General features: G+C 71.6%; 22 protein-coding genes. 9 read left to right on the forward strand and 13 right to left on the reverse strand.

Annotated features, from left to right (window positions below):
* Positions 1 to 22 precede the first annotated feature (22 nt).
* Entirely contained in the window at positions 23 to 310 is a 288-nt protein-coding gene (locus tag ACWDZ4_RS15305) for a hypothetical protein (protein ID WP_451508872.1), read from the reverse strand.
* Entirely contained in the window at positions 307 to 1,242 is a 936-nt protein-coding gene (locus ACWDZ4_RS15310) for an SPFH domain-containing protein (RefSeq protein WP_451508873.1), read from the reverse strand. Before ACWDZ4_RS15310 ends, ACWDZ4_RS15305 begins: the two co-directional genes overlap by 4 nt.
* A 250-nt stretch (positions 1,243 to 1,492) precedes the next feature.
* On the opposite strand from ACWDZ4_RS15310, the gene ACWDZ4_RS15315 reads away from it, so the two are divergent.
* On the forward strand, positions 1,493 to 3,883 hold the full coding sequence (locus ACWDZ4_RS15315; protein WP_451508874.1) for a transglycosylase domain-containing protein: 2,391 nt from the start codon (positions 1,493 to 1,495) through the stop codon (positions 3,881 to 3,883).
* 103 nt (positions 3,884 to 3,986) lie between these two features.
* On the opposite strand, the gene ACWDZ4_RS15320 is transcribed toward ACWDZ4_RS15315, so the two are convergent.
* The 3 genes from ACWDZ4_RS15320 to ACWDZ4_RS15330 form a co-directional block, all read right to left on the reverse strand.
* Positions 3,987 to 5,834 carry a SpoIIE family protein phosphatase gene (locus ACWDZ4_RS15320; protein WP_451508875.1) on the reverse strand — a complete coding sequence of 616 codons (1,848 nt, stop codon included), beginning with the start codon at positions 5,832 to 5,834 and terminating at the stop codon, positions 3,987 to 3,989.
* 262 nt (positions 5,835 to 6,096) lie between these two features.
* Positions 6,097 to 6,771, reverse strand: a complete 675-nt coding sequence (fomD, locus tag ACWDZ4_RS15325) for a cytidylyl-2-hydroxypropylphosphonate hydrolase (protein WP_451508876.1) — start codon at positions 6,769 to 6,771, stop codon at positions 6,097 to 6,099.
* Positions 6,772 to 6,860: 89 nt separating this feature from the next.
* Complete coding sequence (locus tag ACWDZ4_RS15330; RefSeq protein ID WP_451508877.1) at positions 6,861 to 8,276, reverse strand: class II fumarate hydratase; 1,416 nt, start codon at positions 8,274 to 8,276, stop codon at positions 6,861 to 6,863.
* Positions 8,277 to 8,393: 117 nt separating this feature from the next.
* On the opposite strand from ACWDZ4_RS15330, the gene ACWDZ4_RS15335 reads away from it, so the two are divergent.
* Positions 8,394 to 9,944, forward strand: a complete 1,551-nt coding sequence (locus ACWDZ4_RS15335) for a ricin-type beta-trefoil lectin domain protein (protein WP_451508878.1) — start codon at positions 8,394 to 8,396, stop codon at positions 9,942 to 9,944.
* A 33-nt stretch (positions 9,945 to 9,977) separates the two neighbouring features.
* Here the strand turns inward: ACWDZ4_RS15335 and ACWDZ4_RS15340 are convergent, their stop codons facing one another.
* Together ACWDZ4_RS15340 and ACWDZ4_RS15345 are read right to left on the reverse strand one after the other, a co-directional pair.
* Positions 9,978 to 10,406 (reverse strand): hypothetical protein, encoded by a 429-nt coding sequence (locus tag ACWDZ4_RS15340; RefSeq protein WP_451508879.1) that lies wholly within the window; start codon positions 10,404 to 10,406, stop codon positions 9,978 to 9,980.
* A 141-nt stretch (positions 10,407 to 10,547) separates the two neighbouring features.
* Positions 10,548 to 12,224, reverse strand: coding sequence for a fumarate hydratase (locus ACWDZ4_RS15345; RefSeq protein WP_451508880.1), 1,677 nt, complete (start codon positions 12,222 to 12,224; stop codon positions 10,548 to 10,550).
* A 149-nt stretch (positions 12,225 to 12,373) separates the two neighbouring features.
* Here ACWDZ4_RS15345 and ACWDZ4_RS15350 point away from each other — a divergent pair, with 149 nt between their 5' ends.
* The 4 genes from ACWDZ4_RS15350 to ACWDZ4_RS15365 all read left to right on the forward strand — a co-directional run bounded on the left by ACWDZ4_RS15350 (position 12,374) and on the right by ACWDZ4_RS15365 (position 16,118).
* Positions 12,374 to 13,036, forward strand: coding sequence for a DUF1707 SHOCT-like domain-containing protein (locus tag ACWDZ4_RS15350; protein ID WP_451508881.1), 663 nt, complete (start codon positions 12,374 to 12,376; stop codon positions 13,034 to 13,036).
* Positions 13,037 to 13,128: 92 nt separating this feature from the next.
* The gene (locus ACWDZ4_RS15355; protein WP_451508882.1) at positions 13,129 to 13,497 is read left to right on the forward strand and encodes a WhiB family transcriptional regulator; all 369 of its coding nucleotides are present in this window, start codon (positions 13,129 to 13,131) and stop codon (positions 13,495 to 13,497) included.
* A 165-nt stretch (positions 13,498 to 13,662) separates the two neighbouring features.
* Positions 13,663 to 14,112 carry an effector-associated constant component EACC1 gene (locus ACWDZ4_RS15360; protein WP_451508883.1) on the forward strand — a complete coding sequence of 150 codons (450 nt, stop codon included), beginning with the start codon at positions 13,663 to 13,665 and terminating at the stop codon, positions 14,110 to 14,112.
* Positions 14,109 to 16,118: a caspase, EACC1-associated type gene (locus ACWDZ4_RS15365; protein WP_451508884.1), complete on the forward strand. Its 2,010-nt coding sequence runs from the start codon at positions 14,109 to 14,111 to the stop codon at positions 16,116 to 16,118. The genes ACWDZ4_RS15360 and ACWDZ4_RS15365 overlap by 4 nt, the downstream gene beginning before the upstream one ends.
* 80 nt (positions 16,119 to 16,198) lie before the next feature.
* Here ACWDZ4_RS15365 and glpX read toward each other — a convergent pair whose 3' ends face one another.
* On the reverse strand, positions 16,199 to 17,230 hold the full coding sequence (gene glpX / locus ACWDZ4_RS15370; RefSeq protein ID WP_451508885.1) for a class II fructose-bisphosphatase: 1,032 nt from the start codon (positions 17,228 to 17,230) through the stop codon (positions 16,199 to 16,201).
* Between the two features lie 160 nt (positions 17,231 to 17,390).
* Between glpX and ACWDZ4_RS15375 the strand changes: the two genes are divergently transcribed.
* Positions 17,391 to 17,915 carry a DUF4245 domain-containing protein gene (locus ACWDZ4_RS15375; RefSeq protein ID WP_344497192.1) on the forward strand — a complete coding sequence of 175 codons (525 nt, stop codon included), beginning with the start codon at positions 17,391 to 17,393 and terminating at the stop codon, positions 17,913 to 17,915.
* Between the two features lie 139 nt (positions 17,916 to 18,054).
* Here ACWDZ4_RS15375 and ACWDZ4_RS15380 read toward each other — a convergent pair whose 3' ends face one another.
* The 4 genes from ACWDZ4_RS15380 to ACWDZ4_RS15395 all read right to left on the reverse strand — a co-directional run bounded on the left by ACWDZ4_RS15380 (position 18,055) and on the right by ACWDZ4_RS15395 (position 21,788).
* On the reverse strand, positions 18,055 to 18,645 hold the full coding sequence (locus ACWDZ4_RS15380) for a malonic semialdehyde reductase (protein WP_451508886.1): 591 nt from the start codon (positions 18,643 to 18,645) through the stop codon (positions 18,055 to 18,057).
* A gap of 175 nt (positions 18,646 to 18,820) precedes the next feature.
* Entirely contained in the window at positions 18,821 to 19,033 is a 213-nt protein-coding gene (locus ACWDZ4_RS15385; protein ID WP_451508887.1) for an exodeoxyribonuclease VII small subunit, read from the reverse strand.
* Positions 19,034 to 19,184: 151 nt separating this feature from the next.
* Positions 19,185 to 20,393, reverse strand: coding sequence for an exodeoxyribonuclease VII large subunit (gene xseA / locus ACWDZ4_RS15390; RefSeq protein ID WP_451508888.1), 1,209 nt, complete (start codon positions 20,391 to 20,393; stop codon positions 19,185 to 19,187).
* 9 nt (positions 20,394 to 20,402) lie between these two features.
* The gene (locus ACWDZ4_RS15395; protein WP_451508889.1) at positions 20,403 to 21,788 is read right to left on the reverse strand and encodes an APC family permease; all 1,386 of its coding nucleotides are present in this window, start codon (positions 21,786 to 21,788) and stop codon (positions 20,403 to 20,405) included.
* Positions 21,789 to 21,872: 84 nt separating this feature from the next.
* On the opposite strand from ACWDZ4_RS15395, the gene ACWDZ4_RS15400 reads away from it, so the two are divergent.
* Positions 21,873 to 22,865, forward strand: coding sequence for a 4-hydroxy-3-methylbut-2-enyl diphosphate reductase (locus ACWDZ4_RS15400; protein WP_451508890.1), 993 nt, complete (start codon positions 21,873 to 21,875; stop codon positions 22,863 to 22,865).
* 30 nt (positions 22,866 to 22,895) lie between these two features.
* On the forward strand, positions 22,896 to 23,636 hold the full coding sequence (gene ppgK, locus ACWDZ4_RS15405) for a polyphosphate--glucose phosphotransferase (protein ID WP_451508891.1): 741 nt from the start codon (positions 22,896 to 22,898) through the stop codon (positions 23,634 to 23,636).
* 14 nt (positions 23,637 to 23,650) lie between these two features.
* Here ppgK and ACWDZ4_RS15410 read toward each other — a convergent pair whose 3' ends face one another.
* Complete coding sequence (locus tag ACWDZ4_RS15410; RefSeq protein ID WP_451508951.1) at positions 23,651 to 24,238, reverse strand: DUF6542 domain-containing protein; 588 nt, start codon at positions 24,236 to 24,238, stop codon at positions 23,651 to 23,653.
* Positions 24,239 to 24,371: the final 133 nt, after the last annotated feature.

The following is a 24,371-nucleotide window of genomic DNA, read 5'->3' on the forward strand; positions in this document are numbered from 1 at the left end:
CGGCCCCGCAGGGCCGGGGCTCCTACGGGGCCGGGGGTTCCGTATCCGTATCCGTATCCGTATCCGCGTCCGTGTCCGGCGCCTTCGGAGGCCGCCCCCGGCGGCGGATCGGCGCCGCCCCGCCGGGGAGCCTGCCGCTCTCCGACAGCGCCCGCCGCAGCAGGAACTCGATCTGCGCGTTCGCGCTGCGCAGCTCGTCGGACGCCCAGCGGGCCAGGGCGTCGTACACGACGGGATCCAGCCGCAGCAGCACCTGCTTGCGCTGCCGCTGCGGCTGCGGCTGCTTCCGCTGGGGAGTCTCGTCCGTCACTGGTAAAGAGTGCCGGTGTTGAGGACAGGCTGGGCGGACCGGTCGCCGCACAGCACCACCATCAGGTTGCTGACCATCGCCGCCTTGCGGTCCGGGTCGAGCTCGACGATGTCCTGCTCGGCGATCCGGGTGAGCGCCATCTCCACCATCCCGACCGCGCCCTCGACGATCTGCTTGCGCGCCGCGACGACCGCGCCGGCCTGCTGACGCTGGAGCATCGCCGACGCGATCTCGGGCGCGTACGCGAGGTGGGTGAAGCGGGACTCGATGATGTGGACCCCGGCCGCCTCGACGCGCGCGTGCAGCTCGACCGCGAGCTTCTCGGTGATCTCCTCGGCGTTGCCGCGCAGGGACAGGCCGTCCTCGTCGTGGGCGTCGTAGGGGTACTCGATGGCGATGTGGCGTACGGCGGCCTCGGTCTGGGTGGCGACGAACTCCAGGAAGTCGTCGACCTCGAACGTGGCCTGCGCGGTGTCCTCCACCTTCCAGACCACGACCGCGGCCAGCTCGATCGGGTTGCCGTAGGCGTCGTTGACCTTGAGGACCGCGGTCTCGTGGTTCCTGATCCGGGTCGAGATCTTCGAGCGGGTGGTCAGCGGGTTGACCCAGCGCAGCCCGTCGGTGCGGATGGTGCCGCGGTAGCGCCCGAAGAGCTGGACGACGCGGGCCTCGCCCGGCGCGACCATGTTGAGGCCGCACATCGCGAGGAACGCGGCGAAGGCGACCAGGATGCCGGCGACGATGAGCGCGGCCTTCGGGCCGGTCGTGGTGAGGGTGGCGCCGAGGACGGCGAGGGCCGCCCCGGCGAGCAGCCCCAGCAGCCCCAGCAGCAGGGCGAGGCCGCCGCCGATGCTGTGCGCGGCCCTCTCGCGGACGCGTGGTGCGGGCATCTCGGGCAGGTCGGTCGGTACGGACGGGCTGGTCGTGGGCATGGTGGTCCCCCCGGTTTCGTGCGCTGGTGGTGGTCCGGTTGTTCTAGCAAAGTGATATCACTTTTTTGGCGTCCGGAAACCTGTGCGAGGGTTTTCGCAACCCTGGAGCCCCCTCGTGAGTCGGTTCCAGTGAGACAGGTGCTGATTGTCACGTACGGAAAAGAGCGGATCGGCAGCCCTTTGTCCGCAGGTGCGGTGTTAGCTTTCTGAGCTGACATCCGGGGGACTCGACGAGCGGAGTTACGGACCAATGGGCCGAGCGGAAGCGCGACAGGACCGGAAGCGCGGTGCGCGCCGGGCGAAGAAGGCGGGAGGCATACGCCGCTTCTTCACCTGGAAGAAGATGCTGGGCACCTTCTTCGGGCTCTGCCTGCTCCTGATGGGCGTCTTCGTGGCCCTGTACATCTGGGTCCCGGTGCCGGCGGCCAACGCCGAGGCCAAGCTGCAGAGCAACGTCTACAAGTACAGCGACGGCGAGATCATGGCCCGGTCCGGCGAGGTCAACCGTGAGATCCTTCCGCTCGCCAAGATCCCCAAGGACGTACAGACCGCCTTCGTCGCCGCCGAGAACCAGAACTTCTACAAGGACTCCGGCGTCGACTTCAGGGGCACCGCGCGCGGCCTGCTCAACACCGTCACGGGCAAGGGCAAGCAGGGTGGCTCGACCATCACCCAGCAGTACGTCAAGAACTACTACCTCACCCAGGACCAGACGGTCACCCGCAAGCTCAGGGAGCTTGTGATCTCCATCAAGGTGGACCGGAAGCAGAGCAAGGAATACATCCTGGCCGGGTATCTCAACACCAGCTACTTCGGACGCGGCGCGTACGGCATCCAGGCCGCGGCCCGGGCGTACTACGGCGTCGACGCCGAGAAGCTGAGCGTCGAACAGGGCGCGTACCTCGCGGCGCTCCTCCAGGCCCCCAGCCAGTACGACTGGGCGGTGGCGAGCCCCACCAGCAGGAAGCTGGTCGAGGAGCGCTGGAACTACGTACTCGACAACATGATCGAGATGAAGGCGCTCGACCGGACCGAGCGCGACGCCATGAAGTTCGAGATACCGCAGAACCCCAAGGGCGCCGCCGGTATGGAGGGCCAGACCGGTTACATGGTCGACGCCGCGAAGGCCGAGCTGAAGAAGCAGGGCGTCAGCGACGCCGAGTTCGACGCGGGCGGCTGGACGATCACGCTCAACATCGACGAGAAGCGCCAGAACGCGCTGGAGCGGGCGGTCGAACGGCAACTGGAGTCCCAGCTCGACCGCAAGAAGAACAAGGTCGACGCGACCCTCCAGGCCGGCGCGACCTCGGTGGACCCGAAGACCGGCAAGGTCGTCGCGCTGTACGGGGGCGTGGGCGCCACCAAGCACTACCTCTCCAACGCCACGCGCTCCGACTACCAGCCGGCCTCGACCTTCAAGCCCGTCGTCCTCGCCGCCGCCCTGGAGAACGACTCCAAGACGCAGGACGGCGAGCCGATCACGCCCCACACGATCTACGACGGCACCAGCAAGCGCCCCGTCGAGGGCAGCCCCACCCCCTTCGCCCCGCAGAACGACCTGGGCAGGAGCTTCGGCCCCATCCCCGTCGAGCAGGCCATGGCCAATTCGGTCAACTCCGTCTTCGCGCAGATGGCCGTGGACGTCGGCCCCGCGCGCGTCAAGGAGACCGCCCTCGGCCTGGGCATGGAGGACAAGGGCGGCTTCGACGAGCGCCCCGCCATGTCCCTCGGTGTGATGGGCGCCAGCACGATGGACATGGCGGGCGTCTACGCGACGCTCGACAACCACGGCAAGAAGGTCACGCCGACCATCGTGAAGTCCGCGGAGCACAAGGACCGCGAGGGCGGCCGGGTGGTTCTCCCCGAGCCGGCCGCCGAGCAGGTCATCGGCCGGTCGGCGGCGGACAGCGTGACCAAGGTGCTGACCGGAGTCGTGAAGAACGGTACGGGGCGCCAGGTCTACAGCCCGGTCTACAACGCGGCGGGCAAGACCGGCACGTCGGAGAAGAACCGCTCCGCCTGGTTCGTCGGCTACACCCCCGAACTCTCCACGGCGGTGGCCATCTTCGGCGAGTCCACGAAGCAGGGCGGCGGGCAGGTCTCCCTGACCGGTACGGCCAACGCCGGCCGCGCCAGCGGTGGCGGTTTCCCCGCCAAGATCTGGGCGGACTACACCCGCGGCGCCCTGGACGGCGGCTCCGACGCCGACTTCGACCTGGAGATCGACCCGGACGACGCCTACTCGCCCCCGCCGACCGACATCCCCGAACCGACCCGTACGCCGACCACGCCCCCGGCGACCCCGACCACGCCTCCGGCCGATACGCCGTCCAGCACGCCCCCGAGCCGTACGCCGACGAGCAAGTCCCCGGACCCGACCGTGACGGCCAGCCCGTCCACCACCGGCGGCGGTGACACCGAGGGCACCGACGGCGGTGCGGACGACGGCGGTGCCACGGACGGCGGCGACACCGGTGGCGGCGACACGGGTGGGGGCGACACGGGTGGGGGCACCGGTGGCGGCGACACAGGTGGGGGCGACACGGGTGGGGACACCGGTGGCGGCGACACCGACGGCGGCATCACCGAGGGCGGCACGGACATCGGCGGCCGCGACGACACCCGGCCGCCGCGCCCCTGACGGACACCACGCTGACGGGCGCCCTGACGGACAGCGCGCCACACGGCCGCGGCGGACACCCCGGGGTGTCCGCCGCAGCCGTACGCACCGAGCCGCGGAGCGGCTACGAGCGGGTGGCCAGCTCGAACCAGACGACCTTGCCGGACGACAGCCGTGTCGCGCCCCACCGTCGCGCCAGCCGGTTCACCAGGAAGAGCCCGCGCCCGCCCTCGTCCGTCTCCCGCGCCCGCCGCTGCCTCGGCAGCTGCGGCGAGTCGTCGCCGACCTCGCAGCGCAGTACGTCCGTACGCAGCAACCGCAGCGTCACGGGCCGCTCGGCGTACCGCACCGCGTTCGTCACCACCTCGCTGACCAGCAGCTCCACCGAGTCGCTCAGCTCCTCCAGACCCCAGCGCACCAGTGCGCGCCGCGCCAGCCTGCGGGCCCGGCCGGGCGCCTGCTCCTCCGGCTCCAGGAACCAGTACGCGACATCGCTCGGCGCGATCCCGTCGAAACGGGCGGCGAGCAGCGCGATGTCGTCGTCGCGGTCACCGGGCCCGAGCATGTCGAGTACGTCGTCGCACAGGGCTTCCAGCGGCGGGGAGTGGTCGGGCCCCGTCAGCTGGGCGGTGGCGGCGAGCCGCTCCCGCAGCTGCTCGATGCCCGTCCACACGTCCCGCAGCCGCGACTCGACCAGCCCGTCGGTGTACAGCAGCAGCGTGGCGCCCGCCGGGGCGTCCAGCTCGACGGCCTCGAAGTCGACCCCGCCGACGCCGATGGGAGCGCCCGGCGGCACCCGAAGGACCTCGGCCCGGCCGCCCAGGTGCAGCAGTACGGGTGGCGGGTGCCCCGCGTTGGCGATGGTGATCCGGTGCGAGACCGGGTCGTACACGCAGTACAGGCAGGTCGCCATGCGGTCCGAGCCCAGCCGCTGCGCCTGCTCGTCGAGGTGGTGCAGGACCTCCTGCGGCGGCAGGTCGAGACCGGCGAGGGTCTGCGCCGTCGTCCGCAGCTGGCCCATGATCGCGGCGGACGTCATGGAGTGCCCCATGACGTCGCCGACGACCAGCGCGACGCGGCTGCCCGGCAGCGGGATCGCGTCGTACCAGTCACCGCCGACGCGGGCCGTCTCGGCGGCCGGCAGGTAGCGCGAGGCCAGCTTGACGCCGGTCGGCTGGGGGAGCGAGTCGGGCAGCATGGTGCGCTGGAGCTCGTCGGCGATGTACGCCTCACGCCCGTACAGCACCGCCTTGTCGATGCCGAGCGCCGTGTGCGTCGCCAGCTGGGCGGCGACCAGCAGGTCGTTCGCCTCGAAGGCGTGCCGCTCCGGGCGGCGCAGGAACACGGCGGCGCCGATCACCCGGCGCCGGCCGCGCAGCGGCGCCAGGATCGCACGGCGTCCGCCCGGCAGACCCATGGAGTCCCCGAGCAGCTCGGACAGGGCCGCCCGGGCGGACGCGGAGTCGCCGAACACCGGGCGTACGCCCCTGAGTACCTCGGCGAGGGCCCCGCCGTTGCGTACCTCGCACAGCTGCGGCGCGGGCATCGGCTCGGCCTGGAGGTCGAGCTCCTCGGTCCCGTCGTCGGCCGAACGCAGCCGGTCGGTACGGCGCAGGCGCAGCATGAACGGCACGGCGGGACGCTCGTCGCCGACGGGGAGCGGGTCGCGCAGGTACACGAGGATCGCGTCGGTGAAGGTCGGCACGGACGCCCGGCACAGGCCGAGCACGATCTCGTCGAGGTCGATGCCGCGCGCGATCCGCCGCGTCGCCGCCCCCACGAACCGCAGCCGGTCTCCCTCTCCTCTGGTCACCCCGACGGGCTCCGGGACTCCGTCGGCGGCCGGCGTGGGAGCCGCCGCGGGACTCGGCACCACCGCGGACGCCTCCTCCTGCCGTGGCCGGGTGCGCTCGTGCGGCCTGGCGACCAGGGGCTGCCGGCCTTCGTGCGAGGTGGACTGGTGCTCCGTCACGCGTGGGGTTCCGTCCGTCCGGGGAGCTTGTGCGAGGCAATCGCTCTGTGGGGCGATATACCCGCTCTGCGGGCGGCCTCGACAGGGTGGCGGTCCCGGAACTCCGCGGACTTGCTCGCGGGCACGGATCCACCCCCCTGTGGTGACATACGGTCAGTTCCTTTTGGGGGACCGCCAGTTGTCGGCGGGCCCAGTGCGTCCAGTGCGCTCGATGTTGCGGAAGACGATCCTACGTTTGACCCATGGGGGCGTATCAAGGGTCTCACGGTGCCATGTGAACAGGAGTGCGGTCCCAGTCATCGGGCAATCGGGGCACGGCCCATTTCGGATCGGGCCGCCAGTGCTCCCAGCCGTCGCGGAACGGGGCGCCCCACGCGCTGATCACGTCGACCGCGGCCCGCCCCGCGGCCCGTACCCGCCGTGCCTGGGCGGCGCTCAGCAGCCCGACCCGGCGGGCCTGTGCGAACTCGTCCTCGTCGAGCCACTGCCAGGCGCGGTCCGGGTGCACGGCGATGTCGAGGAAGTGGTCCTCGGAGTCGACCCCGCCCGACCAGCGGGTGCGCGGCTCCTCCAGGTTCACGTACCAGTTCTTGAACCGCCAGCCCTGGTCCCAGAACAGCCACACCGACCAGGGCTCGCCGGGCCGCGCCAGCTTCAGCACGCCGGTGCCCCACCACCGCGAGGTGGTCGTGGTGCGCGGCGCCGTGTAGCGGGTGGCGAGCGGCTCCTCGTGCACGGGCGTACCGTCCGCCAGCACCGGCCGCACGCACGGGGTGCCCGGTGCCATCCACGCCGCGAGGATCTCGTCGGTGTCGCGGACGACCGTGACGGGGCGGCAGATGTGGATCCGGTCGGAGGCGTTGCCGCGGTAGCGCCAGAGGATGTGGTCCCCCGGCACCCAGCGCGCCCCGCCCGTCTCACCCGCCGTATCTGTCATGAGCAGATCTTAGGAGTACGGGTGGCGGGGCGCTGCGACCGAGGTCACGGCTGCGCCGGAGGTGTGTGCAGAGGTACGTCAGGGGTACGTCACGGGTGCGTCATGCGCAGCACGTCCAGTGCCTCGTCGAGCTGGGCCGCGGTGAGGTCGCCCCGCTCGACGTACCCGGACTCCAGGACGACTTCGCGGATGGTCTTCTGCTCGGCGAGGGACTTCTTGACGACCTTCGCGGCCTCCTCGTAGCCGATGTACCGGTTGAGCGGGGTGACGACGGACGGCGACGACTCCGCGTACGTGCGGGCGCGTTCGACGTCGGCCGTGATGCCGTCGACCGTACGGTCGGCCAGCAGCCGGGACGCGTTGGCGAGCAGCCGCACCGACTCCAGGAGGTTCTTCCCCATCACCGGGAGCATGACGTTGAGCTCGAAGTTGCCCGCGGCGCCGGCCGCCGCGACCGTCGCGTCGTTGCCCGTGACCTGAGCCGCGACCATCAGAACGGCCTCGGGAACGACCGGATTCACCTTGCCGGGCATGATCGAGGAGCCCGGCTGGAGGTCCGGAAGGCTGATCTCGGCCAATCCGGTGCGCGGCCCCGAGGCCATCCAGCGCAGGTCGTTGCAGATCTTGGTGAGGGAGACCGCGACCGTACGGAGCTGGCCGGACGTCTCGACGAGTCCGTCCCGCGCGCCCTGCGCCTCGAAGTGGTCGCGGGCCTCGGTGAGCGGCAGCCCGGTGGCGCGGGTGATCTCGGCGATGACGGCGGCGGAGAAGCCGGGCGGGGTGTTGATGCCGGTGCCGACCGCCGTGCCGCCGAGGGGCAGTTCGGCCAGGCGGGGGAGGGAGGCCCGCAGCCGCTCCACGCCGTAGCGCACGGCCGCCGCGTAGCCGCCGAACTCCTGGCCGAGGGTGACGGGCGTGGCGTCCATCAGGTGCGTACGACCCGACTTGACGACGTCCGCGAACTGAGCCGCCTTGCGCTCCAGGGCGGCCGCGAGGTGGTCGAGGGCCGGGATCAGATCGCCCGTCACGGCGGCGGTGGCCGCGATGTGGATGGACGACGGGAACACGTCGTTGGACGACTGGGAGGCATTGACGTGGTCGTTGGGGTGGACGGGGCTGCCGAGGCGCTCGGTGGCGAGCGTGGCGACGACCTCGTTCATGTTCATGTTGGAGGACGTGCCGGAGCCGGTCTGGAAGACGTCCACCGGGAAGTGCTCGTCCCACCGCCCCTGGGCGACCTCCCCGGCCGCCTCCTGGATCGCCCGCGCGATGTCCTTGTCGAGTACGCCGAGTTCGGCGTTGACCTGGGCGGCGGCCGCCTTGATGCGGGCCAGGGCCTCGATGTGGGCGCGCTCCAGGCGCTGCCCGGAGACGGGGAAGTTCTCCACGGCCCGCTGGGTCTGGGCCCGCCACTTGGCGTGCGCCGGGACCCGTACCTCACCCATCGAGTCGTGCTCGACGCGGTAGTCGTCCCGGTGGCCGTCGCGGTGCTCGTCGGTCGTCATGATCACGTACCTCCTGTGGAAAGTTCGAAAAAGTTGAGCACTTGTCTTGTTCTGCGTATTCCCAAGTCGCCTACCCGCCAGTAAATACCGGGGTTAACAACAAACCGGGGAGGCGCAATGCAGCGCACACGGCTCAGACTTCGCCCTACGGCACTCCGCTCTACGGTCCTTCGCTCCACGGTCGCCGCGACCGCCGCGCTCGCGGCGGCCGTCGGCGGCCTGGCGGCGACGGCCCCCGCCACCGCCGCCGACAGGATGTCATCGGCGTCCACCCCCCTTCCGGCCGAACTGGAGGCGGTCCGCGCCGCCGAGGCCACCCGGCTCTACGGCGACCCGGCCGAGCGGCCCATGGACCAGCGCAGGACCGGGCTGATCTCGCTGGGCGACAGCGAGATATCCGGCGAGGGCGTCGGCACGTACGACCCCGCCACCAACCGCCCCGGCAACTGGTGCCACCGCTCGCCGGACGCCGCGATCCACCGCACCGGCATCCCGGCCGACGTCACGTACAACGTCTCCTGCTCGGGCGCGTACACCGGCAACATCAGGATCGGCGGAACCAGGCAGTACGCCGACGAACTGGTCCAGAGCGACAATCTGGCCGTCAAGGCCCGCAACACCCGCATCAAGATGGTCCTGCTGGTCGCCGGAGCCAACGACGACCTCCAGTTCGGCCCGGTGATGACGGACTGCGTCACGCGCTGGCTGACCGTCCAGGGCCCCTGCGAACCCAAGTACGCCCCGGGCTGGCAGGCACGCGTCGACGGTCTCGTCCCCAAGGTGGAGCAGACGGTCCGGGACCTGCGCAGCGTCATGCGCGACGCCGGATACGCCGACGGCGACTACAAGATGGTCGTGATGGGCTACCCCAGCCCCATCGGTCCCGACATCAAGGACAACCCGGACTTCCCCGGCAAGATCCCCGGAGGCTGCGCGGGGTACGACTCGGACGCGGCCTGGGGCCGCGGCAGCGCGGTGCCGGCCTTCGAGCGCGGCATGCGCAGGGCGGCGGCCAGTACCGGCTCCGTCTACCTCGACAACTCCCGCCTCTTCCACGGCCACGAGGTGTGCATGGAGGACCCCTGGGCGCGCGGCCTCTACATCGACCTGTCCAAGCCGGGCCTCCCGGACGAGAACTCGGTCCGCCAGTCCTTCCACCCGAACATCCGCGGCCACGCGGCCTTCGCGTCCTGTGTCACCCAGCTCTACAACTCCACTCTGCGCGAGGCGAGTTGCGCGGACCCGGCGAGTACGGGAAAGCCGGTGCTCTTCGCGGGGGCGTGGGACGACGCGTACAAGCCGCTGAAGAACACGGGGACGGGCACCTGCGCCGACGTCCCCGGATCGACGACGCGCAAGGGGACGGCGGTCGGCGGCTGGGACTGCCACGGAGGCCGGAACCAGGGCTGGTGGTACGACACCGACCGGAAGTCGCTCCGCACGGAACTGAGCCACGACCGGTGCCTCGACGTGCCCGGGGCGGAGTACGAGGCGGGCACGGGCCTGGTCCTCTGGGACTGCTCGGGCGCGGCGAACCAGCAGTTCGTGCGTGACGGCTCCACGATCCGCCCGGCGGCGTCGACGGGCCTGTGCGTGACGCTCGCGGCGGCGAAGGACCCGCTGCGGCTCCAGCCCTGCACGGGCGCGGCGAACCAGCGGTTCGCGTAACCGGGGCGGCGCGGCGCGATGGTGCGGGCCCCCTCACCGGGGCCCGCACGGCGGCGTGGCCAGGGCGGCAAGGGCGGTCCCCAGCGCCTGGCGGAGTACGGCCCGGCCGGTGGTGTCGCTCCCCGGCCGGACCACCCCGTCGTGCGTGAGCCCTTCGGCGGATGCCACGGCGATCCGCCCGCCCGCCACGGGGTCCGGGCTGCCGAGCCCGGCGGCCAACGGGCGGGCCTGCTCGACGAAGCGTTCCCTTGCGCGCCGCGGCTCGGCGCCGGTCCCGTCGTCGGGACGGCCGGCGGTCAGCAGGACCTCCGGCCGGGCCCGGGTGCGCTCCCGCTCGGGGCCGAGCCCGTGGGCCAGTACGCCCGCGAACCGGTCGGCCACCTGCCGGACCGGCGGGGCGGACGCGAACTCCTCGGCGGCTTCCGTCTGTCCGATGTCGGCCGGGTCGGCGAGCGTGCTCACGGAGGGACCCCTCTGCCGGACTCCGCTTCCGCGGAGGACTCCACGGAAGCAGAGGGAGGTGAGGGTGAGAACGGCGACTGCCCCCGACCGCGATGCGGGGCCGGGGGCAGTCGCCGGGGCGGGACCGGGGCAGGGGCGCTGTTACGCCAGGCCGGGACCCCGTACCGGGATCGAGGTGAACGTCGGGGCCGGGGCGGGCTCGGTGAAGAAGTCGTTGCCCTTGTCGTCCACCACGATGAACGCCGGGAAGTCCTCCACCTCGATCCGCCAGACCGCCTCCATGCCGAGCTCCTCGTACTCGACGACCTCGACCTTCTTGATGCAGTCCTGCGCGAGCCGGGCGGCCGGCCCGCCGATCGACCCGAGGTAGAAGCCGCCGTGCGCGCCGCAGGCGTCCGTGACCTGCTTGCTGCGGTTGCCCTTGGCCAGCATCACCTTGGAGCCGCCCGCCGCCTGGAACTGCTCGACGTAGGAGTCCATCCGGCCGGCCGTCGTCGGCCCGAAGGAACCGGACGCGTACCCCTCGGGGGTCTTCGCGGGACCGGCGTAGTACACCGGGTGGTCCTTCAGGTACTGCGGCATCTCCTCGCCCGCGTCCAGCCGCTCCTTGATCTTGGCGTGCGCGATGTCGCGGGCGACGACGAGCGGGCCGGTCAGCGAGAGCCGTGTCTTGACGGGGTACTTGGTGAGCTCGGCGAGGACCTCGTCCATCGGCCGGTTGAGGTCGATCCTGACGACGTCCCCCGCCTCGTCGAGCTGCTCGTCCGTCGTGTCCGGCAGGAACCGCGCCGGATCCTTCTCCAGCTGCTCCAGGAAGACGCCCTCGGCCGTGATCTTCGCGACCGCCTGGCGGTCCGCCGAGCAGGACACGGCGATCGCGACGGGCAGCGAGGCGCCGTGGCGCGGCAGCCGCACCACGCGCACGTCGTGGCAGAAGTACTTGCCGCCGAACTGCGCGCCGATGCCGATCTTCTGCGTCAGCTCGAAGACCTTCTCCTCCAGCTCCTTGTCGCGGAAGCCGTGGCCGGTCGGCGAGCCCTCGGAGGGCAGCTCGTCGAGGTAGTGCGCGGAGGCGTACTTCGCGGTCTTGAGCGCGAACTCGGCCGACGTACCGCCCACCACGATCGCCAGGTGGTACGGCGGGCAGGCGGCCGTGCCCAGCGAGCGGATCTTCTCCTCCAGGAACTTCATCATGGAGGTCTCGTTGAGGACTGCCTTCGTCTCCTGGTAGAGGAAGGACTTGTTGGCGGAGCCGCCGCCCTTCGCCATGAAGAGGAACTTGTACGCGCCTCCGTCGGTCGCGTACAGCTCGATCTGCGCGGGCAGGTTCGAGCCGGTGTTCTTCTCCTCCCACATGTTCAGCGGGGCCATCTGCGAGTAGCGCAGGTTGAGCTTGGTGTACGCGTCGTAGACGCCGTGCGAGAGGGCTTCCTCGTCGCCGCCCTCCGTCAGGACGTTCTGGCCGCGCTTGCCCATGACGATCGCCGTGCCGGTGTCCTGGCACATCGGCAGGACGCCCGCCGCCGCGATGTTCGCGTTCTTCAGCAGGTCCAGCGCCACGAACTTGTCGTTCGAGGAGGCGTCGGGGTCGTCGATGATCCGGCGCAGCTGGGCGAGGTGCGCGGGCCGCAGGTAGTGCGAGATGTCGTGCATCGCCTCGGCGGCGAGGGTGCGCAGCGCCTCGGGTGCGACCTTGAGGAACGTACGGCCGTCGGCCTCGAAGGTGGAGACACCCTCGGCGGTCACCAGGCGATACGGCGTGGTGTCCTCTCCCAGGGGGAGCAGATCGGAGTACGCAAACTCTGGCATTACGGCCATTCCTCACTCGGCAGACGGCGACTGGCCTCCATTGGCGCAGCGCGTCCACCAGCGTAAGACTCCGGCGCGGCGCCGGGCCTGTGAGGTAGGGCTCAGTTGCCGGGCTTCCGCACTAGTCGCGATCTATCGCGTTTGGGTACGCTGGGGCGGTGGACCTCGACAAGAACCATCCAGCGCCCACCCCCCGCGAGCCCGCGCTCCGCGCGTCCGACGCGGACCGCGACGGGATCGCGGACATCCTGCGCGACGCCATGGCCGAGGGCAGGCTGACCGCCGAGGAGCACTCCGACCGCATCGACGCGGTCTACCGCGCCAAGACCGTCGCCGAACTGGAGCCGCTCGTCCAGGACCTGCCCGTTCCCGGCGACACCCGTCGCGAGACGGCCACGGCGGCGTACGCCCCGGACGATCCCTCGGCGCCGGTCTCGGCGGAGCACCTGGTCGCGGTCTTCAGCAGCTCCACGCGCAGGGGCCGGTGGCGGATCGGCCGCAGGACCAACGTCTTCGCGCTCTTCGGCAGCGTGGAGATCGACCTCACCGAGGCGCTCTTCGGGCAGCGGCTGACCGTGATCAACGTGACCTCGATCTTCGGCAACGTCGAAGTCTGCGTCCCCGAGAACATCACGCTGCGCGGCAGCGGCACCGGGGTCTTCGGCAACTTCGAGGTCGACACCCTCGAAGCCCGCAACCCCGAGGCGCCGGTCGTGGTGGTCAACGGCTACTCGGTCTTCGGCCACATCGAGGCGAAGCCCAAGCGCGGAAAGCGCATCGCGGACCTGCACGGTCGCATGCGCAAACACCTCGGGCACTGACGCGGTTCGAAACCCTGTGCATAGGCGCGCGCACAGCGGGTAGGGAGTGCTGCATCGCTGCTCGCTCCCGAAGTCGTCGTCAGGAGTAGACCGTGCTGCATCCGCCGCATCAGTCCCTGCAGGTCGCCGCCGTTCCGTCGCAGCGCGCGCCGGCCCGGGATCAGGCCGGCCCATGGCACACGGAGGCGGTGTGCCGCCGGGACGAGGCCGGGCTGTTCTTTGCCCCTTCAAAGGAGCCGACGGCCGCGAGACTGGCCCGGGAGGAAGCCGCGAAGCGGGTCTGCGCGCGGTGCCCGGTGATGGTCGAGTGCCAGGAGCACGCACTGCTCCAGCCCGAGCCGTACGGCGTCTGGGGCGGCCTGACCGCCGCCGAGCGCCGGGTGGTGCTGGCCAGGCGCAGGCGGCGCGAGATGGAGCTGAAGGCCGCCTCGCCCGCAGACCGGATCGCCGCCGCGGGCTGACCCCGGCCCGCGCCGCCCCCGCTCCTCCTCCTCGCCCCCTTCGACTCCTCTTCCCCCTTCCGTGCGTTTCAACTGGCGTCTTTTCCCATGCCAGTTGTGCGAGCATCGGACGGGGTGCGTGTGACGCGCGCCACCTGAGGCGGGCCGAGGTGTACGGGGAGTCGCATGGACCGCAGGCACGGCACGGAGGTCAGGTTCGGGGTGGCCGCAGGCCCGGATCGTGACGCGGATCTGCGGTCCCTCTACAAGTGGCTCTCCGACGACCTGTCGCTGCGTGGCCACGCGCGCATCGACAAGGTCGCGGAGGACGAGGACACCGCGGCGCAGGGCCGGATGGGGGTCGACGCGGAGGCCGTGGCCGCGCTGGTGTCCATGGCCGCCGCGGTGGCCCAGCTGCCGATCTCGTTCGACGCGTGGCGGAGGGCGCGCAGGCCCCGCAGCCCGATCACGGTCCATGTCTTCGGCGCGGACCCCGAGCAGATCGCGGAGATCCTTCGCGCGCACGGACAGGAGCCCCCGGCGGCGGCGGGCCCGGAGCCCCCGGCGGCGGGCTCCGGCTCCCCGGACGGTACTCCGCCGGGTCCCGGCCCGGGCCCCGGCGCATGCGCCCCGTGACGCCCGCCGTCCGCCCCGCGGGGGCCCCGCTGCCGCCGGAGGGCGGGACGCAGCGGATCGACCCGGACCGCTCCGCGTGCGTACTGATCGGGGTCGACAAGTACCCCGGCGGCAAGGGTCTCGCACCGCTGCGCAGTGTCCGGCACAACCTCACCGAACTGCGCGGGGCACTGACCGACCGATCCGTCTGGGGCATTCCCGACGACCGGATCGTGACCGTCTCGAACCCCAAGACCTCCGCCGAGATCTGCGATCCGATCAGGGCCGCGGCCGAGCTGGCACTGGACACCCTGCTGGTCTACTACGCGGGTCACGGCCTGCTCGACCGGGACGACAGCAGGCTCTGCCTCACCGTCCCCGGCTCCAGCGAGGACAAGCCGGAGACCTGCGTGGACGCGGGCTATGTGCGCCGTGCGATGAAGGACAACGGCGCCGCGATGCGCCGGGTGCTGATCCTCGACTGCTGCTTCAGCGGCAAGGTGCTCCAGATGTCGCCGGCCGGGGCCGGGACCGTGGCCGCGGACCTCGGGGTGCGGGCGGCGGTGAAGACCCTGCGGAACATCAAGGGCTCGTACGTGATGACCTCCGCCACGCACGACCGCCCGTCCCACGCGCCGGACCCGGACGAGTGCAGCGTCTTCACCGGGGAGCTCGTCGACGTACTGCGCGAAGGCGTTCCGGACGGGCCGGAGATGCTCGGGCTGCACGCCGTCTTCCAGGAGGTCAGGGACCGGGTCGTCGGGAGGGAGGATCTGCCCACACCCCAGGAGCCCCAGGACGAGAGCCAGAACGGCGTCGGCGACCTGGAGTTCGTCCGCAACCTCGCCGTACTCCCGCCGTTGCTGGCACTCGACCCCGTCGTCCCCGCGACGCGCAGGCGGCGCTGGCCGTGGGCCACCGCGGCCGGCGTGCTGGGGCTGGGGATCGGGTTCGCCACGGTGCCGGCCGTCCACTGGTGGCAGGAGAGCGTCCGCGAACCGGTCCTGGCGGTGGGGGAGTGCGCCGAGGGGGCCGTCCTGCTCGACCACTCCGACGCGCTCGACAAGAAGGAGGCCGACGGCGAGAAGCTGTCGGGCCTGTCGGGCCTCGCGCTCCTCCCCGGCGGGAAGGGCGAGGCACTCGCGCTCGCCGACAACGACTTCAACCGGGTCTTCCCGTTGCGGCTCGGTGGTTCCGAGACCCTGGAGCCCTCGGCGGAGACCGCCACCACTCTGCGCCCCGCGCCGGGCGGCAGGCTGCCCGCCTGGATCGACGCGGAGGCGCTGGTCGTGGAGAAGGGAGGCCGGACGATCCTGGTCGCCGCGGAGACGGGTCCCGCCATCCGCAGATTCGACCTGACGACCGGCCGTCAGGTCGGCGCGGACCTGCCCGTGCCGAAGGAGTTCAAGCCCTGGCCGGCCGGCGGCGCCCAGACCGGCCGCACCATCGAGGCGCTCGCCCTCAGCACCGACGGCCGCCACCTGTACGCCGGAATGGAAGCGTCGCTGTCCCAGGACGGCGACGAACGCGGCCGCAACCTGCTGCGCATCCAGCGCTACAAGGGCACGCCGGGCGGCTCGTACGTACCGGACCGGCAGTACGCCTACCGGGCCGCGGACGGGCTCTATCTGACCGAACTGGTGGCGGCCGGCGAGAACGAACTGCTGGCCCTGGAGCGCCAGTACGCCGCCGGGGTCGGCAACGCGGTCCGCGTCCAGCGGCTGTCGCTCGAGGACGCGCAGGACGTGATGGGGGAGCAGGCGCTGTACCGCAGGCCGGCCGACGAGTTCGTGCGCAGCGACAAGCTCTTCGACCTCGGAGACTGCCCGGGCGGAGACCCCGGGCAGGTGGCCACGACGGAGCAACCGCAGGCGAACCCGCTGCTCCAGAACGTGGAGGGGATGGCGCTCGGCGAGCCGTGGACCGAGGGAGAACACAAGGGGTGGCGGCCGCTCTACCTCGTCTCGGACGACAACCTCAACCACGTGCAGATCACGCGTCTGTATCTGCTCGCCGTACGGGTATAGCCGTACGGGCACAGCCGGTACGGCGAGCAGAGGACGGCGCCCCTCGGGCGGACGAGGGGCGCCGTCCCGTGGCCGGGGCCCTACTTCGCGCGGTCGAAGTCGATGGCGCTGTAGGCGCGCAGCTTCGAGAGGCGGTGCGTCGAGTCGATCTGGCGGATCGTGCCCGACTTGGAGCGCATCACCAGGGACTGGGTGGTGGCGGTCTCGGCGCGGTAGCGGACGCCGCGCAGCAGCTCGCCGTCGGTGATGCCGGTGGCGACGAAGAACACGTTCTCGCCGCTGACCAGGTCGTCCGTGTGCAGTACGCGGTCGAGGTCGTGCCCCGCGTCGATGGCCTTCTGGCGCTCGGCCTCGTCCTTGGGCCACAGCTTGCCCTGGATGGTGCCGCCGAGGCACTTGATCGCGCAGGCCGAGATGATGCCCTCGGGCGTACCGCCGATGCCCATGAGCAGGTCGACGCCGGTGCCTTCGCGCACCGCCATCACCGAGCCCGCGACGTCGCCGTCCGAGATGAACTTGATCCGCGCGCCCGTCTCGCGGATCTCCTTGACGATGCCCTCGTGGCGGGGGCGGTCGAGGATCATCACGGTGACGTCCTCGGGCGTCGAGTGCTTGGCCTTCGCGACCCGGCGGATGTTGACCGAGACGGGGGCGTTGATGTCGACGAAGTCGGCGGCCTCGGGGCCGGTGACCAGCTTCTCCATGTAGAAGACCGCGGACGGGTCGAACATGGTGCCGCGGTCGGCTGCCGCGAGCACGGCGATGGCGTTCGGCATGCCCTTGGCGTTGAGCGTGGTGCCGTCGATCGGGTCGACGGCGATGTCGACCTCGGCGCCGGTGCCGTCGCCGACGCGTTCCCCGTTGAACAGCATCGGGGCTTCGTCCTTCTCGCCCTCGCCGATGACGACGATGCCGTTCATCGAGACGGTCGAGACGAGGGTCCGCATGGCCTTCACCGCTGCGCCGTCCGCGCCGATCTTGTCACCGCGGCCGACCCACCGCCCGGCGGCCATGGCGGCGGCCTCGGTGACCCGGACGAGCTCCAGGGCCAGGTTGCGGTCGGGGGCCTCGGGCGAGACCTCCAGCTGAGACGGGAGATGGTGCTCGGTCATCGGAGCGCACCTTTCTGTACGGCGACGGCCGGATAAAGAGGGTGCCGCCGACTCTATCGGTACGTCGACAAAATGAGCAGAGGGGGGCACGTATGAGCGGCATATCGGGATGAGCCGCCCCACGCGCGGGCGGCGTCCGGGCATGGGGGACGATGGGGGAGTGGCAGGTATGAAAGGCAAGCAGACGGTCCGGGGCATGGTGCTGTCGATGTCGGTGATCGGCATCGCCGCCGCGAGCATGTACATGTTCATCCCGCACGACGACTCGGCGGACCCGTTGAAGCCGGTCGACTACCGGGTCGAGCTCGTCACGGCGCGGCGGGCCGCGCCGTACCCGGTGGCGGCCCCGGTGGGGCTCCCGGAGACCTGGAAGCCGACGTCCGTCTCGTACGACCGGCAGGCCGGCGACGCCTGGCACCTGGGCTACCTCGACCCCGACCGGGAGTACGTCGCGGTCGAGCAGTCGTCCGGGCCCGCGGAGAAGTTCGTCCGCGAGGTCAGCCGGCAGGCGACGAGGACCGGGAAGACCCTGCGGGTCGGCGGGGAGGGCTGGCAGCGCTGGGAAGGCCCGAAGTACGACGCGCTGGTGCGCGAGGAGAAGGGCGTGACGACGGTGGTCACGGGGACGGCGTCGCAGGAGCGTCTGACGGAGATGGCCGAGGCGCTGGAGGCGAAGAAGTCCTGAGCCGCCGGGCCGCCCGGGTGTGACGAACATGACGAAGCCGCCGTGATCCGGGGATTACGGCGGCTTTCTCGCGTCCTGTCGTCCGGACTGGCCGGGTGGACCGCACGGCCGGAAGGCCGGAAGTCCGGACGGACTGACGTCAGACGGTGGTGACGACCTCGTCGTAGGCCAGGCGCGGGGAGCGCGGGAACCACGCGTCGTCGCCGGGCTTGCCGATGTTGACGATCATCAGCGGGGTGTGGTCGCCGTCCAGGAACTCCTTCTGGACGGCGGCGAAGTCGAAGCCGGTCATCGGGCCCGCGGCCAGGCCGGCGGCGCGGACGCCCACGAGGAAGTACGCGGCCTGGAGGGTGGCGTTGAGGCCGGCGGCCTCCTCGCGGACCGGGCGCTCCGAGAAGAACATGTCCTTGGCCTGCGGGAAGTGCGGGAACAGGGCCGGGAGTTCCTCGTGGAACTCGTTGTCGGCGGCCAGGATCGCGACCAGCGGGGCGGAGGCGGTCTTCGGCCGGTTGCCCTCGGCCATGAGCGGGACGAGGCGCTCGCGGGCCTCGGGGGAGCGGACCAGGACGACCCGCAGCGGCGACTGGTTGAACGCGGTCGGACCGAACTTGACCAGGTCGTAGATCGCCTGGACCTGCTCCTCGGTCACCGGCTCGTCGGCGAAGGTGTTCGCGGTGCGGGCCTCGCGGAAGAGGAGGTCCTGGGCGGCGGCGTCAAGAACGAGAGACATGCGGCTTGCCTTCCGGGCGTACGGGGGTGGTGGGGCGAAGGGGTCGGGCAGTGACTTCACCGTAGGTCAAAGTAGGTTAACTTTCAACTAAAGTGGGATCGTCGTGATCGGCTTCACAGCGCGCGCCCGGCCCCCTGCCGGTCCCGCCCGGCCTCTTCTCCCCCCGGCCCGTCCCTCAGCTCTCGTCCGCGAGCGCGGCGTCCAGGCGGGCCCTGGCCCCGTCCAGCCAGCGTCGGCAGACCTTCGCCAGCTCCTCGCCGCGCTCCCAGAGCGCGAGCGACTCCTCCAGCGTCGTACCGCCCGCTTCCAGGCGCTGTACGACGTCGATCAGCTCGTCCCGGGCCTGCTCGTAACCGAGCGTCGCCGCGGACTCGTCCGTTTCGGCCATGCGTTCCACCCTATGCGTCCTCTGTGTGCGTACGAACAAGACTGTCTCTGCACCGCGCCCCACCCCTTCCCGGCCCTCCCGAAGGAGTCGGTCACCGGCCGCCCGCTTCACCCCGGTGCGGCAGGCTCCGTGACGGACTCACTCCACTGCCTCACTCCACGACCCGCACGGCGAACTCCCCCTCCGAGACCCGGGCCCGCAGCTCGTCGCCCGGCGCCACCTCCCCGGGAGAGCGGACCACCGCGCCGTCGCCCCGCTGGAGCACCGCGTAACCGCGCTCCAGCGTGGCCGCCGGAGACAGCGACACCACCCGGGCCCTGGTGTGCGACAGCTCCGAGTCCGCGCGGTCCAGCAGGTGCCCCAGCGTGCGCCGGCTGCGCGCCACCAGCGCGTCGACCTCCGCCTCGCGGTCCTCCACCATCCGGTGCGGCCGTTCCATCGCGGGCCTGGCCAGCGCGTGCGCGAGCCCGCGCTCCTCGCGGTCCAGCAGGCCCTGCACGGTCCGCAGCGCCCGGTCGCGCAGGAGCTGGACGCGGTCCAGCTCCTCGCCGACGTCCGGCACGACCTTCTTCGCCGCGTCCGTGGGCGTCGACGCCCTCAGGTCCGCCACCAGGTCGAGCAGCGGCGAGTCCGGCTCGTGCCCGATCGCCGACACCACGGGCGTACGGCACCCGGACACCGTCCGTACGAGCTGCTCGTCCGAGAACGGCAGCAGGTCCTCGACGCTGCCTCCGCCGCGCGCCACGATGATGACGTCGACCTCCGTCAGCTCGTCCAGCTCCTTGACGGCCTGGACGACCTGCGCCACCGCGCTCACCCCCTGCACCGCCACGTTGCGCACCTCGAAGCGGACGGCGGGCCAGCGCCGGCGCGCGTTCTCCAGGACGTCGCGCTCGGCCGCCGACGCCCGGCCCGTCACCAGACCGATACGCTGCGGCAGGAACGGCAGGGGCCGCTTGCGGTCCGGTGCGAACAGCCCTTCGGCCGCCAGCGACTTCTTCAGCAGCTCCAGCCGGGCGAGCAGCTCACCGATCCCCACCGGCTTGATCTCCGCCGCCCGCAGCGACAGCTGCCCGCGCGGCGCGTACCACTCGGGCTTCGCGCGCACCACGACCCGCGCGCCCTCCGTGACCACGTCCGCGACCGGGTCGAAGACCTGCCGGAAGCAGGTCACGCCCACCGAGATGTCCTGCGAAGGATCACGCAGGGTCAGGAAGACGACCCCGGCGCCAGGTCTGCGCGACAGCTGCGTGATCTGCCCCTCGACCCACACCGGCCCCAGCCGGTCGATCCACCCGCCGATGAGGCGCGAGACCTCACCGACGGGCAGCGGAGCGTCAGCGGACGTATGCAGAGCCATGCACGAAGGCTAACCGCCGGCACCGACACCGGGCCCGGTCCGGCGCCCCCGCTGCGCGACCACCACGACCAGCCCCACGACCAGCCACACCGCGCCCACCACCTGCGCCGTGCGCGACGCCTCCACGATCACCGCGACCGCCACCACCGCGCCCAGCGCCGGCATCAGCACGTGCCGCCACCACACCGGAGGCCCCGCCATCCGCCGTACGGCGAACCAGCTCACCACCGACACGTGCAGCAGCACGAACGCCGTCAGCGCCCCGACGTCGACCACCGACACCAGATGGTCGAGACCGTCCTCGCGCCGGGCCGCCCACACCGCCGCCACCAGCGTCACCACGGCCGCGACCCCCAGCGCGAACCGCGGCACGCCCGAAGCGGGGTCGACCTCCGCCAGTACGCGCGGCAGCCGCCGCTCCCTCGCCATCGCGAACAGCAGCCGCCCGGCTGCCGCCTGCCCCGCCAGTGCCGCGAACGCCGCTCCGATCGCCTTGCTCACCGCCACCAGATCCCCCAGCCAGGTCCCGACCGAGGCGTCCACCGCGTCGTAGAAGGCGGTCCCCTGCCTCCCCGGTTCCGCGGCGAGCCCCGCCGCCGTCCCCGGCTGGAGCAGCGCCGCCAGATACGTCTGCGCCACGAACAGCACGCCCGCCAGCGCCAGGCAGAACAGCACCGCCCGCGCCACCTTCGCCGAGCCGCCCGTCACCTCCTCCGCGAACGACGCGATCGCGTCGAACCCGAGGTACGACAGCACCGCCACCGACACCGCGCCCAGGACCGCGGCGAGCGAGAAGCCGCCCAGGGAGCCGTCGCCGGACAGCGGCGACAGCCAGCCGCGCCGCGCCCCGTCCTGCACGAGCACCACGACCGCGGCCACCACGAACACCAGCAGCACCACGATCTCCATGGCGAGCACCGCGAAGCCCACGCGCGCGGCCGCCCGTACGCCCCACATGTTCAGCCCCGTGGTCACCACCACCGCGAGCGCCGTCCACACCCACTGCGAGACGGACGGCACGAGCGCGTGCATCGCGATCCCGGAGAAGAGGTACGCGACGGCAGGGATCAGCACGTAGTCCAGCATCGCCATCCACCCGGCGATGAACCCGGGGCCCTCGCCGAGCGCCTTGCGGGCGTACGCGAAGACCGAGCCCGCCTGGGGGACCACCCGCACCATCTGGGCGTAGCTGAACGCGGTGAACGCCATCGCGACCGTCGCGACGACGTAGACGAGGGCCACCGCGCCGTGCGACTTCGCGTCGAGCGTGCCGAACACGCCGACCGGGGCCATGGGAGCGATGAAGAGCAGCCCGTAGACGACCAGGTCCCGGAACCCCAGACTGCGCCGGAGCCCGGCCGCCTCTTCCCGCGTCCCGTCTCTCGTCCCGGTCATCGCGCCTCCGTACGCAGAACTCCGCGGTCAGGCGCCCAGTCTTGACCACGGACCTGATCTCCGGGCTCCGGGCACGCCCGTACGATGGGAAACATGACGACTGCACCTGCCGCCCGCCGTGTCCTTCTCGCCGCTCCCCGTGGCTACTGCGCGGGCGTGGACCGTGCCGTGATCGCCGTGGAGAGGGCCCTGGAGCAGTACGGAGCGCCGATCTACGTCCGCCACGAGATCGTCCACAACAAGTACGTCGTCCAGACCCTGGAGAAGAAGGGCGCGATCTTCGTCGACGTGACCGCCGAGGTCCCCGAGGGCTCGATCGTCATGTTCTCCGCCCACGGCGTCGCGCCGGCCGTCCACCAGGAGGCCGCCGAGCGCAAGCTCGCGACGATCGACGCGACCTGTCCGCTGGTCACCAAGGTCCACAAGGAAGCCGTCCGCTTCGCCAAGGAGGACTACGACATCCTCCTGATCGGCCACGAGGGCCACGAGGAAGTCATCGGCACCTCCGGCGAGGCGCCCGACCACATCACCCTGGTCGACGGCCCCGAGGACGTCGCGAACGTCTCCGTGCGCGACGAGTCGAAGGTCGTCTGGCTCTCCCAGACCACGCTCTCGGTCGACGAGACCATGGAGACGGTCGACGCCCTGAAGCAGAAGTTCCCGAACCTCCTCTCCCCTCCCAGCGACGACATCTGCTACGCCACGCAGAACCGCCAGATCGCGGTGAAGAAGCTGGCCGAGGACGCCCAGCTCGTCATCGTCGTGGGCTCCAGGAACTCCTCGAACTCGATCCGCATGGTCGAGGTCGCCCTCGACGCCGGCGCCCCCGCCGCGCACCTGGTGGACTTCGCCGACGAGATCGACGAGGCGTGGCTGGAAGGCGTCACCACGGTCGGCCTGACCTCCGGCGCCTCCGTCCCCGACGTCCTGGTCGACGGCGTACTGGAGTGGCTGGCCGAGCGCGGCTACGGCGACGTGGAGACGGTGAAGACCGCCGACGAGTCGATCACCTTCTCGCTGCCCAAGGAGCTGCGCCGGGACCTGCGCGCCGAAGCCGCCCGCCTCTCGGGCACGTGACGGTCAGCTCCACCCCGTAACGTTGAGTCCATGAACGTGTTCGGAGTGGACATCGGCGGATCCGGCATCAAGGGCGCTCCCGTGAACCTGGAGCGCGGCGATTTGGCGGAACCGCGGCACAAGGTACTGACTCCGCACCCGGCCACGCCCGAGCGCGTGGCCGAGTGCGTCCAGGAGGTCGTCGGCCATTTCGGCTGGAGCGGCAGGGTCGGCGTGACCTTCCCCGGCGTGGTCACGGGCGGGATCACCCGTACCGCCGCGAACGTCGACAAGGGCTGGATCGACGTCGACGCGCGGGCCCTGATCGGTGACCGTCTGGGCCTGCCCGTCACCGTCCTCAACGACGCCGACGCGGCCGGCGTCGCCGAGATGACGTTCGGTGCGGGCGCCGGCCGCAAGGGCACGGTCTTCCTGCTGACGTTCGGTACGGGCATCGGCAGCGCGCTCTTCCGCGAGGGCGTCCTGGTGCCCAACACCGAGCTGGGCCATCTCGAGCTGCACGGCCACGACGCGGAGAAGCGCGCCTCCACGAAGGCCAAGGAGGACGAGGACCTGTCCTGGGAGCAGTGGGCGCACCGGGTGCGCAAGTACCTGGCGCACGTCGAGATGCTGTTCTCGCCGGAGCTCTTCATCATCGGCGGCGGGGTCAGCCGCAAGGCCGAGAAGTTCCTCCCCCTGATCGAGGGCGTCCGCGCCGAGATCGTCCCCGCGCAGCTCCAGAACAACGCGGGGATCGTGGGCGCGGCCATGGCGGCCGGCGCCGGCTCGTAGCGGCTCCTGCTCCGCTACTCCGCAGGTTTGCGGGCCGCGCGCCGGGTGGCGGCCCTGGCGGCGGCAGACCTGACGGCGGCGGTCTTGGTGGTGGCTTTGGCGGTGGCGGCCTTGGCGGTGACATGTGCGGCGGGCTGGGCGGGCTGCGCGACGGCTTGGGCGGCTGCTCGCGCGGTGGTCCGCCGCCGCGTCATCAGCCGCACCTTGCGTACGGTCGCGATGAGCCCGGCGACGAGCGTGCCGCCGTACAGCCAGCCCGCGTGTACGGCGAGCGCCGTGACCACGGCCATGACACGGCCGCCGAACCCGCTCGAGCCCCCGGCGATCGGCACCAGGCCGACGGCGAAGGCGATCGGTACGACGATCGGCGCGGTGACCAGGTCGGCGGGGCGCACCCACAGTGCGGTGAGGGCACTGAGGGGCAGGAACAGCAGCCCGTACACGAGCGGCGAACCGTCGAACAGCAGCCGGTCCAGGCCGCCGGCCACCAGCATCACGGCCGCGGCGAACAGCCCGCTGCCGAGCCCGGTCAGCCGAGGATTGGGCAGCCGCCGCAAGGCCAGTACGACGGGCGGCACGGCCCGTGCCGGTCTCGCCGCCACCCGGTGGGCGGCGGGGGCCCCGGTGGACCCGCCCGACGGGAGCAGGGGGGTCTGCGACCGCTGCTGGGGACGAGGGGGACGTGCCCTGTGTTGCTCCACCTGGACAACGTAGGTCGCGGGGAGGGACGAACCA

The organism is Streptomyces sp. NPDC003016, from assembly GCF_053591455.1.

Bases quoted from the DNA above. Each gene is read 5' to 3' on its own strand.
- ACWDZ4_RS15310 (WP_451508873.1), bottom strand. From the start codon at position 1,242: ATGCCCACGACCAGCCCGTCCGTACCGACCGACCTGCCCGAGATGCCC.
- ACWDZ4_RS15315 (WP_451508874.1), top strand. From the start codon at position 1,493: ATGGGCCGAGCGGAAGCGCGACAGGACCGGAAGCGCGGTGCGCGCCGG.
- fomD (WP_451508876.1), bottom strand. From the start codon at position 6,771: ATGACAGATACGGCGGGTGAGACGGGCGGGGCGCGCTGGGTGCCGGGG.
- ACWDZ4_RS15330 (WP_451508877.1), bottom strand. From the start codon at position 8,276: ATGACGACCGACGAGCACCGCGACGGCCACCGGGACGACTACCGCGTC.
- ACWDZ4_RS15335 (WP_451508878.1), top strand. From the start codon at position 8,394: ATGCAGCGCACACGGCTCAGACTTCGCCCTACGGCACTCCGCTCTACG.
- ACWDZ4_RS15345 (WP_451508880.1), bottom strand. From the start codon at position 12,224: ATGGCCGTAATGCCAGAGTTTGCGTACTCCGATCTGCTCCCCCTGGGA.
- ACWDZ4_RS15360 (WP_451508883.1), top strand. From the start codon at position 13,663: ATGGACCGCAGGCACGGCACGGAGGTCAGGTTCGGGGTGGCCGCAGGC.
- glpX (WP_451508885.1), bottom strand. From the start codon at position 17,230: ATGACCGAGCACCATCTCCCGTCTCAGCTGGAGGTCTCGCCCGAGGCC.
- ACWDZ4_RS15380 (WP_451508886.1), bottom strand. From the start codon at position 18,645: ATGTCTCTCGTTCTTGACGCCGCCGCCCAGGACCTCCTCTTCCGCGAG.
- ACWDZ4_RS15385 (WP_451508887.1), bottom strand. From the start codon at position 19,033: ATGGCCGAAACGGACGAGTCCGCGGCGACGCTCGGTTACGAGCAGGCC.
- xseA (WP_451508888.1), bottom strand. From the start codon at position 20,393: ATGGCTCTGCATACGTCCGCTGACGCTCCGCTGCCCGTCGGTGAGGTC.
- ACWDZ4_RS15395 (WP_451508889.1), bottom strand. From the start codon at position 21,788: ATGACCGGGACGAGAGACGGGACGCGGGAAGAGGCGGCCGGGCTCCGG.
- ACWDZ4_RS15400 (WP_451508890.1), top strand. From the start codon at position 21,873: ATGGGAAACATGACGACTGCACCTGCCGCCCGCCGTGTCCTTCTCGCC.
- ppgK (WP_451508891.1), top strand. From the start codon at position 22,896: ATGAACGTGTTCGGAGTGGACATCGGCGGATCCGGCATCAAGGGCGCT.